At 42.1% G+C, this 15,417-nt stretch carries 8 protein-coding genes; 1 reads left to right on the forward strand and 7 read right to left on the reverse strand.

What is annotated here, in order from left to right; all coding sequences use genetic code 11:
- Positions 1-134: 134 nt before the first annotated feature.
- Entirely contained in the window at positions 135-2,642 is a 2,508-nt protein-coding gene (locus QEP08_RS12505) for an alpha-L-rhamnosidase C-terminal domain-containing protein (protein WP_285058468.1), read from the forward strand.
- A gap of 88 nt (positions 2,643-2,730) precedes the next feature.
- On the opposite strand, the gene QEP08_RS12510 is transcribed toward QEP08_RS12505, so the two are convergent.
- From QEP08_RS12510 to QEP08_RS12540, 7 genes are all read right to left on the reverse strand, one after another.
- Positions 2,731-5,049, reverse strand: coding sequence for an alpha-L-rhamnosidase-related protein (locus QEP08_RS12510; protein WP_285058470.1), 2,319 nt, complete (start codon positions 5,047-5,049; stop codon positions 2,731-2,733).
- Positions 5,050-5,143: 94 nt separating this feature from the next.
- Positions 5,144-7,591 (reverse strand): alpha-L-rhamnosidase-related protein, encoded by a 2,448-nt coding sequence (locus QEP08_RS12515; RefSeq protein WP_285058472.1) that lies wholly within the window; start codon positions 7,589-7,591, stop codon positions 5,144-5,146.
- Positions 7,584-8,423 carry a phytanoyl-CoA dioxygenase family protein gene (locus QEP08_RS12520; protein WP_285058473.1) on the reverse strand — a complete coding sequence of 280 codons (840 nt, stop codon included), beginning with the start codon at positions 8,421-8,423 and terminating at the stop codon, positions 7,584-7,586. The genes QEP08_RS12515 and QEP08_RS12520 overlap by 8 nt, the downstream gene beginning before the upstream one ends.
- A 154-nt stretch (positions 8,424-8,577) precedes the next feature.
- The gene (locus QEP08_RS12525) at positions 8,578-9,489 is read right to left on the reverse strand and encodes a helix-turn-helix transcriptional regulator (RefSeq protein WP_285058474.1); all 912 of its coding nucleotides are present in this window, start codon (positions 9,487-9,489) and stop codon (positions 8,578-8,580) included.
- 83 nt (positions 9,490-9,572) lie between these two features.
- The gene (locus QEP08_RS12530) at positions 9,573-10,388 is read right to left on the reverse strand and encodes a sugar phosphate isomerase/epimerase family protein (RefSeq protein WP_285058475.1); all 816 of its coding nucleotides are present in this window, start codon (positions 10,386-10,388) and stop codon (positions 9,573-9,575) included.
- Positions 10,389-10,395: 7 nt separating this feature from the next.
- On the reverse strand, positions 10,396-11,940 hold the full coding sequence (locus tag QEP08_RS12535) for a RagB/SusD family nutrient uptake outer membrane protein (RefSeq protein WP_285058477.1): 1,545 nt from the start codon (positions 11,938-11,940) through the stop codon (positions 10,396-10,398).
- 18 nt (positions 11,941-11,958) lie between these two features.
- Entirely contained in the window at positions 11,959-15,042 is a 3,084-nt protein-coding gene (locus tag QEP08_RS12540) for a SusC/RagA family TonB-linked outer membrane protein (RefSeq protein ID WP_285058478.1), read from the reverse strand.
- Between the last annotated feature and the right edge of the window lie 375 nt (positions 15,043-15,417).

Raw genomic sequence — 15,417 nt, forward strand, 5'->3', positions numbered from 1 at the left:
ATTATCAAAAAGCACAAAAATCAAATGCGTTTATCTCTATTCAAAATTTGAACATCCGCTATCTTAGCAAAAAATAGCTTTACTTACAAAACCAACCAAAATACACAACGATTTTATCATTTAACCCACTGCAATTGAATATAGAAACAGTAACACGCTTATTACTCAAAACAGGCATGATGGTAACGTTTATTTGTTCAATGTCGATGTATTCAATAGGCCAGACTGATACATATCCTCCTATTACGGGTGTCCCGGGCAAGAAGTTAAATCTGCTTTCACCGGACCCAATATTCAACTATCGTTGGAGCAACCCCAAAGCAACTGACGGTCCCGAAAGCTACCGATTAAGTCCGAAGAGTTGGATGACAAAAGAAACCGGAAGTTTCGACATGAAAAATTTTAAAAAAGACGCGACTATAAAGGTCCTCGGGGAAGGTGACATCCGCTTTGATTTCGGTTGCGTCAATGCAGGCTGGCTTGAATTTGAAAGTCCGGACTTACAAGATACCATAGAAATGAGCATTAGCGAGTACAATCAACCTCCTGTCTACGCTCCTAATTATCCCCCAAAAACATTAACTCCCAAAAAACACGGAAACACCTATCGGCTTGAGCTAAATCCTGAACTGTATGAAGGTGTCCGGTTTGGCTGGATCCATGTCCGGTCTCACACAGGCACATGGCATATCAAAAACCTAAGACTGGTTTGCCAAATCAGGCCCACCAATTACAACGGCAGCTTTTCCTGCAGCGACCCAATGTTAACAAAAATTTGGTATACAGGAGCTTACACAGTAAAGTTAAACCTGCTCAAAGATTACTATGGTGCTATCCTGATGAACCGTGGGGACAGAATCTCCTGGACAGGCGACGCCTATCCCGCTCAAGCTGCGTCAATGGTCGCGTTTGGTAATTTTGATCTGGTTAAAAAAAACATTACTCACACCGCAAACCAAAGCAATGGGATCAGAAGTTACGCCCTTTATTGGGTATTAAGCCTTATCGATTATTATAACTATACCGGCGATACTACAACGCTTAATACTTACATTGAAAATGCGTGTGCGAAGCTCGACGACGCCTACAAGATTTACGGCACGAATCCTTCCCTGGTTTTCTTTGGATGGGATGAAAGACTGGGAGCTGGGTTTGAGCATCCCAATATTCCAGAGCCACAAAACGCTTACAAAATGGTATGCATTAGGGCATGGAAAGAATTTGCAACGGCAATGAGCACAATTGGCCGTCAGGACTTAAGTGAGAAATATATGGGTTATGCAGATAAGAAAATAATTGAACTGAAAGAGGACGGCAATTTTCATAATAAATTTGGTCTTCATGCGGCCGCTGATGCTGTAAATACCGGCTATCTTTCTGAAAAGGAAAAATCCATACTATATAGCGCTAGTTTTGCTGATCGAAATAACCGCATCTCATATTCCCCTTTCAATCAATACTTTGTCATTCAAGCCTTATCTCGAATGGATAAATATGCCGAGGCTTTGGAGTCGGTATATGACTTATGGGGAGGGCAGATCGCATACGGTGGAACCACATTTTTCGAGAATTACCGGCCCTCCTGGAATGCCTTATCGGGTAAAAACGGACCCGTACCAAGCAACCAATGTGGCTTCACAAGTTTGTGTCATCCATGGGGTGCTGGGGTAACAAAATGGCTAAGCGAGGAAATACTGGGGGTTAAGCCAACCTCACCAGGCTTCAGCACTTTTGAAATTCTACCGCATCTGGCCAATTCCTTGACTTATGTTTCCGGCACAACTCCCAGTCCAAAAGGAAATATCAGTGCTAGTTTTAATACTGTTACAGGCAGGTGCAAGATTTCAATACCACCTGCTGTCACTGGAAGAATTGGCCTGCCAAAGGCTGAAAAGGAAATAAAAAGCGTAACAGTAAATGGAAAATTAATATGGAATGGCGTATACCATCCAGCCAGCTGGCTCAAAGTTGTTACTGATGACGATCAATTTGTATACCTGGATGGAATCGCACCGGGCAACTACAACATCAAAATAACTTATCAGGGACAGCCAACCCAATACAGCACTGGTACCGCCGATGAATTTAAAGCTAAATACTTGTCAACTGATACCACAACAAGCGGAAACTGGGGAGGTGTCTACGGATCGGATGGTTATCAACTGTGCAATTATGATGGTAACGGCAAACACAGGGAAAAGCTCCCTGATTACGTAACCTCAATTGACTTCTATAAAATCTTTGGAAACAACAAGCCATTGAATATGGTGTGGGCGGACAAAAGTTACGACAAGCGAACCCTTGCGCCAGATTCAAAAAATGGCTTTCCACGTGTTGCCTCTTGCATTTACTCTCAAGACAATGATCAGATAGGTTATACCTTCACTTCAACCATCAACGTTAAAGGCACAAGGGACTACAAGGTTTCTCTTTATTTTCTTGATTGGGACGACAAAGGAAGAAAGTTAGCTATTGAAATGTTCGATGCAGAGACCTCTGAATTAATTACCCCGGTTCAGGAAGTTGAACAATGCAAAAACGGGACCTACCTCAGGTTTTCCTATAACAAGTCAGTTAAATTCCGAATTAACCCTATCCGGGGCTTAACCCCTGTCCTTAGTGGGATATTTTTTGATCATTGATTGATTGAAAGAACAAGTACAGAAGTTGATTATTCGTGACCCATTTTTGCAACAATCGAAAAGACATTTGAAAAATCAATACAAAAGGCTATTCTGCAATAAATGTCCACTCACCAGATAAAACCTCGAATCCTATCCTACCTTCCGCCACTTCATTATGATTGGTATATTTGTTCTGGTATTTTCCATTCTCCCAAACTATTTCTCCATTTAACTTTATTCGCTTTACCTCTTTGAACGGCATTTTTACTAAAGCACTGCTTAGTGCAGGTACGGTGACGCTCACTTCAATACCTTTACTGTTTTTTTCAAATGAAGATTTTACAGTCCCTTTTACACTTTCAAATGATGCACTTGCGTTCTCTAAATATCCCGGCTGTGGCATCACCTGAAATTTGCTGAATCCCGGTTCCAAGGGAGAAATGCCACATACATATTCCATCAATAACGTAAGTGGACCCCCTGACCATCCATGATTATAGCTTCCACCTCCATAACCCTCTTTTCCTATTCCCCATCCTTCCCAAAGTGTAGAAAGAGGACTTTCAACCATTTTTTGATAACGATGCTTCATTCTATTTAAAGCCCCGTCTGAGTCATTCATCTTGAACAAAGATTCCATGACATATTTTTCCATATACGGACTAGAATTGAATGATGTTGTAAGGACCTTTTTTATAGATGGATATTGTTGCTGTTTCGCCAGACCGGAAAGAACAGCCCATGCATGACCCCGGTCATCTGTAATGCCTTTATATTCTGGAGATCTATATGATGTACCTGTCCAAAACACGCGATTATAGTTATCATCAATACTTTTCATCATATTTTGATAATGAATGATTTCCTGTTGATCACCGACTATTTTGGCCATATCAATGGCTGCTTCTAGTGCCTGATAAAGCAAAGCATTATCGAGCACTGGTCTATCTATATTATCTCCCCAATCTCCCCAGTCCCAACCTCCTGCTCTGTGTACCAACAAACCATTTGCACCTAACTTCCAAAGAGCTAAATAACGTTTAACTGCCGGATAGGCATGTTGAATGGTAGCTACATCACCAGTATGCATGTAGTAATACCAAAACCCATATTTCCCAATACTTGCAAGCATTTGTCCTGGCAATTCTCCATCCCACTTCCCTGCAGGAACTGGAGAAAATAACACACCATCGGCTTTTTGCCAATCAACTAGATTGTAAATGGCTTTTTTAATCAATGCATGTGCTTTCAAATCACAGGCGTGAAAAATTTCTCCCTGTACAATTACCGCATCACCCCACCATTGAGCTCTTTCTCTATCCGGGTCTTGTATAGCGTCACGCATGTTGATATTCATGGTATTTCGGCACTTCATCCAAAGTTGATTTAAAAAGGAATCAGAACTATCGAAACTGCCAACGAATTCTGTATTATACCTTGTTTCACGGTAAGATAATTCCAGAATTTCAACACCTTTTGGAATAGAGTAAATCATATCATGCCCATTTAGATATGCCAAACTTTCAAATTCCTGTACTCCTTCTTTAGTTACATATTCTGACCGAAAATTATATTCACTTCCTCCATTGTAATTATCTGTTCGCATATCAATAAGAAGTCCCGCAGGAGCTTTTATTTTCAAATAAGGAGATACAGTTATATTAAGGGGAAGTTTTGCGATAATGGGTTCCCCCTGACTTACCTTAGGTATTTCATTGTCATTTTCATATCTCTTAAGCGATTCTACTTTCCACAGTGGAATTGGGCGTTCTACCAGCTGATTCCACGGAGCTACTGGCGGTTTTCCGAAGACCATAGCTTTAGACCATTTTGAATCATCATAACCTAAAGACATCCATTGGCCTATATCTTTTTGCGCATCAAAGTGAATATTATCGTCAGGTAATCTATAATTTGGATGTGGCGCTCCTGTATTTCCATAAGCCGGATGACGCATGGATTTCCAAGTACTATCTGTACCAATTTTTTTTCCGTCGATAGTAAAATCCGCAACCAAGCCTGCTTTACCACTGTTATTATGGGAATAGCCCTGTTTACCCCAAAACCAAGTTAACACTGCTATCGTATTTTTTCCTTTTTTCAAGTAACCAGATAAATCAACAATATCGAAATAAGTGTCCGTAGGGTTAGGACCTCTTTTTAAACCTCCTTCATAAACAACCATCTTGCTATTAATCCAAAGCCAATACTTAGAATCAACAGCTATTTTTGCTGTCACTTTTTTGGGCTGCTTGGTAAAATCCAGCTCTTTTCGAAATACCTGCCAAACATTAGTGTCATTTTTTGACGTTGGCGCAGCTATCCATTGTGCATGCCAAGTATATTGAACATCCGCTTTTTTTGATTGTGCTAATATCTGCTGGGTAAAAAGACTGATAATAAAAAATGAAACATACTTTTCCATAATTATTGCGTGAATTCTGTAATGCTACTACCTTGGGTTAAAGTCCATCCTATTTAATGTTAGAACAACCAAGCGTTAACAATCATTAATACTTTTACAAAGCGTTGTTTACTAAGATCTTTTCTCCGGGATTCAAACTCGCTTTTTTAAAACTGACATCCTTCTTTGATTTGCCTTTAGTTTCGATTCTATACTTACCTTTACCTCCTACTTCGATCTCCACATCGTCGTTGGCTAACTTCTTCATCTTAACCTCATTCTTTTTGCCTGAAAGATTTTTTACAGATACCACCTTCTTATCATCATTACCCAAAAAAATCAATAACTCATTAGCCTTTTGACAAGCCCCGAAAGCAACATCACTAGAAACCGAAAAGTCCTTCGTAGATAATACATAACGATTTGTACTCAATTCCACGTTATAAACTGTATCACGCAGATTGTAGGTAAACTTAGTTCCGTCTAAGTCGGCCGTCATATTAGGTTCTAGGCCCATTCTGTTCCATTTTGGCCGAATACCATAGATATCACGGTATAAAGCTGTAACAGTAGTCGAAATTCCAGCAAGAATATCATCACCCAGGCCATTTTGAGTTTGTCGACTATATCGTTGTGAAGACAAACCATCTTTGTTATACTGTTCCAAAATATTCCGAATGTATTTCAAAGCAATCGCTCTGTCGTAACCCGCATACGCCCGAACCCCCATGTATCCCCAGGTTGGAAAAATATCTCCGTTCTCGTATTTGGGAAACGGCCAGTTCCCTGCACTAACCTCCTCGCGTTTAAATGAATCAAAACATAACGGCCAATGGAAAAGTTTTTCCGCAGTAGTACGCTTTTCTATCTGATCTAAAAGCTGTGCTTTCCGACCAGGGTCATCGCAAAGGCCGAAGGCAACCGCAGCAAAATTCACAGGCGTTACTAAATTATCACCATGAACTGAACCGTCTTTGTCACGCCAATAAACATATTGCTTCTTTGAATCCGACCAAAAACCACCTTGCTCAACAGGAAGATTGAAAGATGTTTTCAATTTTTCCGCTACCTGCTTGTAGTAGTCAGCTTTTGAACTATCTCCTAAGACCCTCTCCAAATCCGCCCAAAGGTTAAGCGCTTCGTACATCTGTGCGTTGACAAACGCATTTTCGTAACTGGCCCAAACGATATCCAACCAGTCGCTCGCGGTTTTGTCAGATATATTGGCATTCTTCATTTCAAAGATACCGTTTTTGTTGTCATCCCGCTTTATCAACCAGTCCAGTGCTCGTTCACAACTTTCCTTATGCCCTTTTAGCCAATTGATATCGCCATTCAGGTCAAACTGTTCAGATACATTGATCACGTATCCAGTCTGGGAATCGATGGTATATCCCCACATCGCTTCATAGTAGCCTGTTTTTGCATTATAGGTTCCTGGTATTTCATCTCCAGGCACATTGTGCCATCGGGACAAGACTCTTCCATCAGGCAAGGTTGCGAGATCGCGTTCCTGATCCAGGGTTGCAGAAAAATTTCGGATATAATTCGGATCATTCAACGCCATTCCTGTCTGGGCAAAAAACGGCTCATGTAAGCACTTCCAGTTTGTAAGCCAGCCATTTCCACCCACTATGTTGTTATCCACCACACCATACCTTCCTGTAGTATTCATCAGTTCCCGCACCGCAACCGCATCTATTCCATTTAACTGTCCTCTTGAATATACATCATTGTAATCAATGTAGGTTAGACTAAGGTCTATAGTTTGTGTTTTTTTTGAAACACGATGAGCAGCAAATACATCGGGCTTTCCTGATACGAAACGGCTTAGGTTATAACGTTGCTGAAGAGGTGAATCGGAAACCATTTGTGTAAAGGCAAATTCGCTTTTGCCTCTGTTTGAAAACGTAGCTGCCAAATGCAGATCTTTATCACCAACGCTTTCTATTTGAAGCGCATCTCCGGAGGAAGGTTCCCAAAAAGTTACCCCCCCGGTATGGACACCGTAAGTATCGTTTGTAGAAGACAAATATTTACACCAAACCATTCCACCATTGTCAATGATCCCGCCTTTCCACAGGTTCATTCCATTAAAATTCCACTTTGGAAAGAACGTCTCTTCAGCTTTAAACGATTTATTATATTTTCTTGTGATTTGCCAGCCTATACTTCCATTCCTTAGCGTAAATCTCCAGGTTTCATTGATACGAACTGTGTCAAGGGAGTAAACAATGTTGGAAAGCGTTATTGACTTGTCTCCCTGCGTTACAGCTATCTGACTACCGCCCTCCAGCGAAGTAACCGTTTTATCTGCACGAATACCAGTAAATGCTCCGCCAGGGGATAATAATTGCTTCCCTTTTAAACTCATCCCGGCGATCTTGCAACCTTTAGCATAAGTTAAATCAATAGAGAGTATCCCTTTTGAATCGGTAATTTTGATTGTCTTTTTCTTTGAGTCATGCTGGATACCTCCTAATGTTAGGGGGCGCTCAGCTGAAGCCGATGCTTCGAGAACGAATATAAAGGAAGTCAGCAATAAGAGAATAGTTCTACGCATCTCCACCCTCCAGATCAAATTTTTTAAAAATCAACGGATTTACCGAATCGTTATTTAACAAGTCGCCAACTTTCAGGTGGGCGAGTACTTCTTCAGGTAAAACGTTGCTAATACCATTAAACGTGCTCCCATCCGGCATAAAAGCGCAGGTCATTGCTCTTCTTGGACCAGGTGTCATATTGGCATGAGCGCCGTGAATGAGCAATCCATTATGAAACGAGCAACTTCCGGCTTTCATAGGAGCCGCTACGGTCTTAGCGGAATGAAATTGAGGATAAATGGAAAAAATGGAATCCATATTCCTCCCAATTCCTGGGTTTTCCAATCCAGTTGACCGTTGAGATCCCGGGATAAAAAACAAACAGCCATTTTCGAGCGTCGAGTCATCCAGCGCCACCCATATGGACAAGGCCCTGCGGTCAGAAAATGACCAGAATGGCGTGTCTAAGTGCCATGAAGTGGGATTTCCCCAAGGCCTTTTAAATAAAGCTTGATCATGCCAAATCCTAATCCCATCTACCTGCGCAAGGCGGGCAGCCATTTCGCCGATCTTGGGGTTTAACATCAGGCGCTTAACTTTTTCGCTTGTCTGCCAAAGATTGATCAGTTGATCAAATACTTTACTCTGGTATTCTGTATCAGCATTAATTCCGTCATCTTCGCCAATTTTAACAGCTCTTCCCGGGATCTTTTGGTCCTTCCTTTCGGCAACTGCCTCCGTTACCGCGGAACGCCATTCTTCCAGCTCTGCTTGAGTTAAAAAATCTTCTATGATGATATATCCGTTCTCCTGGTAGAAGTCAACTTGGGATTGGGTGATTTCCGTGTTCATTCTTTTGTATTTAAATGGGTTTTATTACGCAAAAGTATCGTCAGAAGATAAATGCCTGTTTAACGATAAACACTAAATTTTGTGCTTTTTGATATTTCAGCAAACATTGCAAGAGAAATCCATCTGGTATGCGATAAGGCAGGAAACTAACCACTTAAACTGCGAAGTCCTCTAATCCATTGTTAAGATTTCTGCCTCTTTCCATTCTAAAGTTCATGGGAGATATGCCGTGCTTCTTTTTAAATAATTTTGAAAAGTAAGCAACCGACTCAAAGCCAAGCTGATCCGATATTTCATTGATATTCAGCAAAGTCATGAGCAATAAATTCCGTGCCCTTTCCATACGTATTTCCATGTGGTATTGATTCGGGGACTGCCCGGTGACTTGTTTGAATGCTTTTCGAAAAGAAGAGTAGCCCATTGGGAGATCGCTTGCCAATCGCTCCATATCCAATGAATTTTCAAATGATTCGCGGATCAGGTACCTGGCCTTGGCAATAAGTTTACCGACCGGATCGTCTGCACGCTCATCATTCCTGACAGCGTTGTTCACCAGGCCGAGAATTTGCAGCGTAATACCGGCAATCTGCTGTGGATATCCCACGTTCGACAATCGGATTTCATCGATCAGACGTGTAAACAATATGAGCATATCAGTATTGAACCCTAAGTTAACAACAGGTCTGTTGCGCGCAAATGTATTTTGCAAAAGTTGAGAGATATAAGAGCCATTAAATCCAACCCAATATTCTTCCCAGCCATGTTTAGGATCCGGCTTGTAACGGTGCCAAACTCCCGGATACAGCAGGAAACAATTGCCCGCGGTAACTGGTGTCGGAGAAGTCAAGGCCGAAGCATAGGTGCCCCGTCCCTTTGAAATAAAAACAACATAATAGTCATTTAATATTCTTCCCCTGTTCCAGGTCAAATGATGGCTCTCGGGATGTGTTCCGTTGGGGTACTCCTCGAAGGGGGCAACCTTAGAATATCCTGAGGTGGTTACATATATGCCCCAATTCTGATCGAAGACCGTAGGACTTAAATATCTGAAATAGTTACTAAGCATTTATGTAAAATAAGTACTAAAATACAAACTAGAAAATTTATCAGTTTTTAATCAGTACAATTCAAATCAACATTTCCGATTAATCAACAAGTATTTGCATTTGTTATTCGGTTCTTAATGTAATTATTTAAAGCGAACTGATCTGAAACGGGTTCACCGGTTCCGGGAAGAGTTGGCATATAGGGTGGTGGCCCAAACTCCGGCGTAATCGTCAGTCGGGACGCACCCTGCTTTCGTTTAAGTCGGATAATTTTTAACCACCACTCCATAAATATATTGTTTGCATATTTCCATTCTTCTACCCGGGGATCAGCAACTTGAGGACCTTGAGAAAATCCAACACGTGCATGGATATGACGCGTTCTGTCCATCGCTTCAGATAACACTGTGCTGCAGTTTTCTAAAAAGCTCTCGGTAACGCATACCCAATGTGAAAAGTCAGCAGTGATACACATATCCTTACGCAATGCAAACAGCTGTGCAGCATTGTATGGGCTAAATCCAATCCTTCCCCGGTGCGTTTCATGGGCAACAGTAATATTGTTTCTTACTGCAAATTCACTAGCGACATCCAATACCTTCAGCTGTTCATCCAGACTGAAAAAATCCCTGCCGCTATGCGAATTGATCAGTATCGGCTCCCACTCCATACAGAGATTCAAGTTGTATTCAAAAGACTTGCAGAACGCTCCTATCGAATTGCCGGTTGCCTGGTGTTGATGACAAACAACCGGCAGGTTATATTGATTGAGCAACTGATGGTACTGCTTTCGGTCTAAAGCGCCTTCCGGCACCCAGGTATCTATGCCGTCATATCCTGCACTAATCGTACGATCAATAAAATCTTCAAAATGAAGTTCTTCAGCACCCCATTGCGTTGCTAAAAATAATATTTGCATTTTGCTTTTAGTATCCGGGATTTGGTGTCAACTTGGAATTAATCTGTAATTCTCTGAACGGTATCGCATAAATAAGACGGTTTTGCGTAACGTTAAAACTCGAAGGCAACAACCATTCATACAATGCTTTCATCCTCACACCTTTTGCATTGAGCACCTCGATTGCTTCCCCGTTTCTAATAAGGTCTGTCCAGCGATGATTTTCAAAAGCAAGCTCATGACGCATCTCGTCAGCGACGTTTTTCTTTGTTACTGACGACAACGGCTCCAGACCAGCCCGTTTTCGAACTTTGTTTAAGTGTGGTAAGGCTTCTGCATTCTTTCCTTCGGCCACCAGACATTCTGCTAATAGCAGCAATGCCCCTGAATAACGGAATACAGGCCAGTTATCATCGGTATTATATTCTACCTGGTAAGGAGGATGAAGATATTTCTTTATGAAATAATAATAACCTTTTCCTGGCTCAGGTACGTAATTAACCGGACTTTTAACCGCGGTAGTTGTCATCACCCCATTATCAATAGTTCCTTCAGCAACTGCAATTGATGCTGGTAAGCGAAGGTCATTATCCTCGTAGGAATCCACTAATTCCTGGGTAGGAACATTCCATCCACCACTTGCAAGCCCACCCCTGGCATTGGTACCGCGTAGGCCCAGGATAAACTCTGAATTGGTTGTTTTCGGAATAAAACGCCAAATGAAGTCGCTTTGCTGTCCATCATTTCCCATTTGATATTGCACTTCGAAAATTGACTCCTTATTATTTTTATTTTTCACGTCAAAAACAGCAGCGTAGTCATTAAGAAGTTCGTAGTTCATCTTAGTTACATCCAACAATTCAGTTTCGGCTTTCGCATATTCCCTGGTCGGTTTAGATAGGTATGCATACGCAAGTAATACTTTAGCGGCACCTTTGCTGGCACGCCCTGATTGCGGAAATTTTGTCGCTACTGGCAGCAAAGGGGTGGCCTTTGTAAGGTCAGCTATGATTTGAGCATATACTTCTTCTACAGAACTGCGAGCTATAAACGCGCCTTCCACACTTGTAATTTCTTCCAGCTGTAGCGGCACACCGCCGTAATGTTGCACAAGATCAAAATAATAGAACGCCCTTAAAAAAAGCGCCTCGCCGGAAATTTGATCCTTAACGGACTGTTCAAGGGTTGAGGTCTCCAGGCGCGAAAGAATGGTGTTAAGTTTGGCAATTGCTGAATAATCGTTTCCGTAACGATTCCCTGGGTTATTGGATTGCTGACTGGTAAGGTTATCATCGATAAATTCAGCAAACGCTTCCACACTCGTTCCGGTACCCCGGTCTGCTGAGTAGAACGTAAAAAAAGTATTATCAGATCGCATCTCATCCATGTAAATACCCGTAAAGGCCACTGTACGCAGATTAGCATACGCACCGGTAAGTGCTTGATTAAACTGGGCGGCGTCCTTGAAAAAAGAACCGGAGCTTAAAGAGGTCTGTGGAATCAGTTCCAGCGATTCCTTTTTACAGGAAATCAGGCCAGCCAATATGATTGTTGTATATATTAATTTTTTCATGTAAATCTATTTTAATGATTAGAAGCCGGCGTTTAATCCAATTGAGAAAACACGGGGGATAGGATAGCCCGTAAAATCACGTCCCTGATTTAATCCGTTGAGACCAGACATACCGGCCTCCGGATTCATACCAGGATATTTTGTCAGGATCACCGCATTTTGAGCGCTGGCATAAGCTCTTAGGCTTTTGAAAAACTGTTTGTCTTTCACCGGCAACGTATATCCCAGTGTTATGTTCTTGACGGCCAAATAGTCGGCTCTAAAAACCTGTCTGCTGGTAAAAAGCCTGAATGGCTCTGTAGTTCCTGTTCTGGTTCTGGGATATTCACCATTGCCTGGGTTTTCTTCGGACCTCCAGCGACCCGCTACACCTTTACGTACATTGAAAACACCATCCAGGTTTTCTGTAGACTGAAAAGCATCATCCGCAATGTCATTTCCAACAGAACCTGCAAATACCATAGATAAATCGAACTTCTTATAACTAAAGCTATTGGTAATTCCATAGGTAAATTTAGGGTTCGGATTGCCGATGAACGTCCGGTCATAAGTGTCAATTTTACCATCGGGTGCTCCATTCGGTCCGCTGACATCTTTGAAGCGGACAGTGCCCACCATTGAGTCCGAACGGTGAGGCTGGGTATCATACTCCTGCTGCGTCATGTAAACCCCGTCATTTATATACCCATAGAACATCCCTATGGGCTGTCCAACGGCAGTTCTGTTATCATCCCAATACTCGTTGTAACCGCCAATTGGCGCGTTATTTGTTCCGAGTTTTATTACTTTGTTTCGGTCAAATGAAATATTAAAGCTAGTATTCCATGTAAAACCTCCCGTCAAATTGCGTGTCGAAATACTCAGTTCATTTCCCCAGAAGTTAAACTCACCGATATTGGACGTTATGTTTGAAAAACCGGCCTGCATTGGAATATCAATGGCATATAATAAGCCATCTGTTTTCTTATTATAGTAATCATAAGTGATAGCGATCCGGCTATTAAACAATTCCAGATCAAATCCAAAATTGTAACCCGCCGTTGTTTCCCAGGTCAGGCCATTGTTGGCAATACCACTTAAGGACTTACCCGGAACCACTTTGCCATCAAATACATAATTAGTGGTGGCAAGAGATGCCAGGTAGCTGTAATTACCAATATTGTTGTTACCAACCCGTCCGTAACCTCCTCTAAACTTCAGGAAGTTTACAGCTTTAAGGTCTTGAATAAATGATTCATCCGAAGCAACCCAGCCTATTGAAACAGACGGGAAATTGCCGTACTTATTATTAGGACCGAACTTTGAAGAACCATCTCTTCCCAATGCAAATTCGGCCAGGTATTTACCATCATAATTGTATTTTAACCTCCCGATATAACGGATCAGCGACCATTCATCCGCTCCTACATTTCCCAGCCGGGTGGTAGCAGCACTTATCCATTGTATATGATCATCCGGGAACTGCGTTCCGTTGATACCGCTGTTTTCAGCAGAATATTTTTGATAAGTATAACCTGCTAATGCCTCAAAATTATGCTTCCCAAGAGATTTCTCGTAGTTCAGTGTATTTTCCGAAAGCCATGTGATAAAATTGCTCGTACTGTAGCTGCCGGTTGCAGGTTGTGGCGGTGCACTACCGAGACCACCTTGAGCAGTTGATGGCGTGAACCTACGGTTGACCGTGTTGTCGGTATTCACGTTGATCGTTGATTTGAACTTTAAACCATCTATTAACTTGTATTCAGCAAAGCCATTGGCAATCACTCTTGCTGCTCGCGACTTATTGACCCGTTGAGTAACCAGCAGGTAATAATTTGGGTTAGGAAACATTCCCGGCTGAGAAAAGGAGATAGGATAACTTCCATCGGGATTCTTATACTTCAAAGTAGGATCCATCAAATAGGCATTCTCTATGATGTTACGACCATTATCCAGCCCTGGCACAACCTGATTACTGCCGTAGGATAATTCCAGGTTGGCGTTTAATGTTAGCCGTTCAGAAGGATTGTAGGTATTGTTGCTGCGCGCCGTGAAACGCTCATCTGACGAATTCAAAATAACGCCCTCCTGCTTGTTATAATTTAGGTTCATAAATGATTTAAGATCTTTCATCCCATTGCTGTAGGAGAGATTATAGTTTTGGCTCACCGCGTTACGCAATAAGACGTCAAACCAGTTGGTACCCGGATCGCTGGCATATTGTGAAGGGTTTTGATAAACAGCCGGGACCCCATCTGTACGACCTTCATACCTGGCTGCGTCTTCGTACCATTCCTTTTTATATTGGGCGAACTCCTGGGCATTCATCAAATCCGGTTTACCCCGATCAGGTACTGACTGCGCACCGTAATAAGCGCTAAAGTCCAAAGATTTCTGACCCGCTTTGGCTTGCTTTGTGGTGACCAGAATCACACCGTTGGCAGCGCGGGAACCATACAGCGCAGCTGAAGACGCGTCTTTCAATACAGTGATTGTCTCAATTTCGTCAGGGCTGAGGGACTGCAGGCCACTTTGAGACGGAAAACCATCAATGACGATTAGAGGATTATTACCAGCATTTATCGATGCGGCGCCGCGTATTCTGAAAGTCATCTCCGATCCTGGCGTACCGGAATTGTGATTGATCTGTACACCAGCAAGCTTTCCCTGCAGTTTCTGGCCAATATTTGGGACAGGCATGTCTTTCACTTCAGAAGCTTTGATCTGGCTTATGGCCCCTGTAACTTCCCTCCTGTTTTGGGTACCATAGCTGACAACGACTACTTCCTTTAAATTCTGTAAAGAAGCACCGAGCCTAATGGTTAGTGCACCCGCTTGCTGAACTGTGACCTTCTTGTTGGAATATCCAACATAACTTACTGACAGAATGCCCCCAGAAGGGACATTAATCGAAAATTTACCGTTTGCATCCGTTTGGACGCGAACGGTTGTCCCTTCCAGAGATATCGTAGCACCGGGTATGGGCGACGCATCCACTGAATCAATCAGTGTACCTGTAACAGCAAGCTGAGTTTGCGCAGCTGATGGAAGGTAAAAGGCCAACAACAAGAACAAGGCAGAATAGTACCTTAATGATCTAAAAAGTAATAGTTTTTTTTTCATAATATTTGGTTAAAGGTTGCATTCTGGCATTGATGTACAATTCACGTTACGATTATAATCGAAAGTGAATTCATGAACTTTTTGGTTCATGGCCTCTGGATAATTTGGTTAGTTTGGTATTGAGGCAGAAACAAAATTAGATAGTGTTCATCCGAAAGAAAATGTTTAAACCGGTGAATATTTTATACTTTTTGATAAATATTCCAGGAACCTGCTGATCAACACAATTTTAAAACAAATCGTTCGCTACCTCTGCGTAAAATGATACTGCTTCGAAAATGCAGCAATATTTAATGAGTCAAGGGCCTATGCCAATTGCCAATGGCTGCTTGCTTCAGCTAGGTATTGAATAAGCGGTAGCAAGACGGCACTTAC

The sequence above is a fragment of the Pedobacter ginsengisoli genome (genome assembly GCF_030244015.1).
GTDB lineage: Bacteria > Bacteroidota > Bacteroidia > Sphingobacteriales > Sphingobacteriaceae > Pedobacter > Pedobacter ginsengisoli.

Bases quoted from the DNA above. Each gene is read 5' to 3' on its own strand.
- QEP08_RS12510 (WP_285058470.1), bottom strand. From the start codon at position 5,049: ATGGAAAAGTATGTTTCATTTTTTATTATCAGTCTTTTTACCCAGCAG.
- QEP08_RS12515 (WP_285058472.1), bottom strand. From the start codon at position 7,591: ATGCGTAGAACTATTCTCTTATTGCTGACTTCCTTTATATTCGTTCTC.
- QEP08_RS12520 (WP_285058473.1), bottom strand. From the start codon at position 8,423: ATGAACACGGAAATCACCCAATCCCAAGTTGACTTCTACCAGGAGAAC.
- QEP08_RS12525 (WP_285058474.1), bottom strand. From the start codon at position 9,489: ATGCTTAGTAACTATTTCAGATATTTAAGTCCTACGGTCTTCGATCAG.
- QEP08_RS12530 (WP_285058475.1), bottom strand. From the start codon at position 10,388: ATGCAAATATTATTTTTAGCAACGCAATGGGGTGCTGAAGAACTTCAT.
- QEP08_RS12535 (WP_285058477.1), bottom strand. From the start codon at position 11,940: ATGAAAAAATTAATATATACAACAATCATATTGGCTGGCCTGATTTCC.
- QEP08_RS12540 (WP_285058478.1), bottom strand. From the start codon at position 15,042: ATGAAAAAAAAACTATTACTTTTTAGATCATTAAGGTACTATTCTGCC.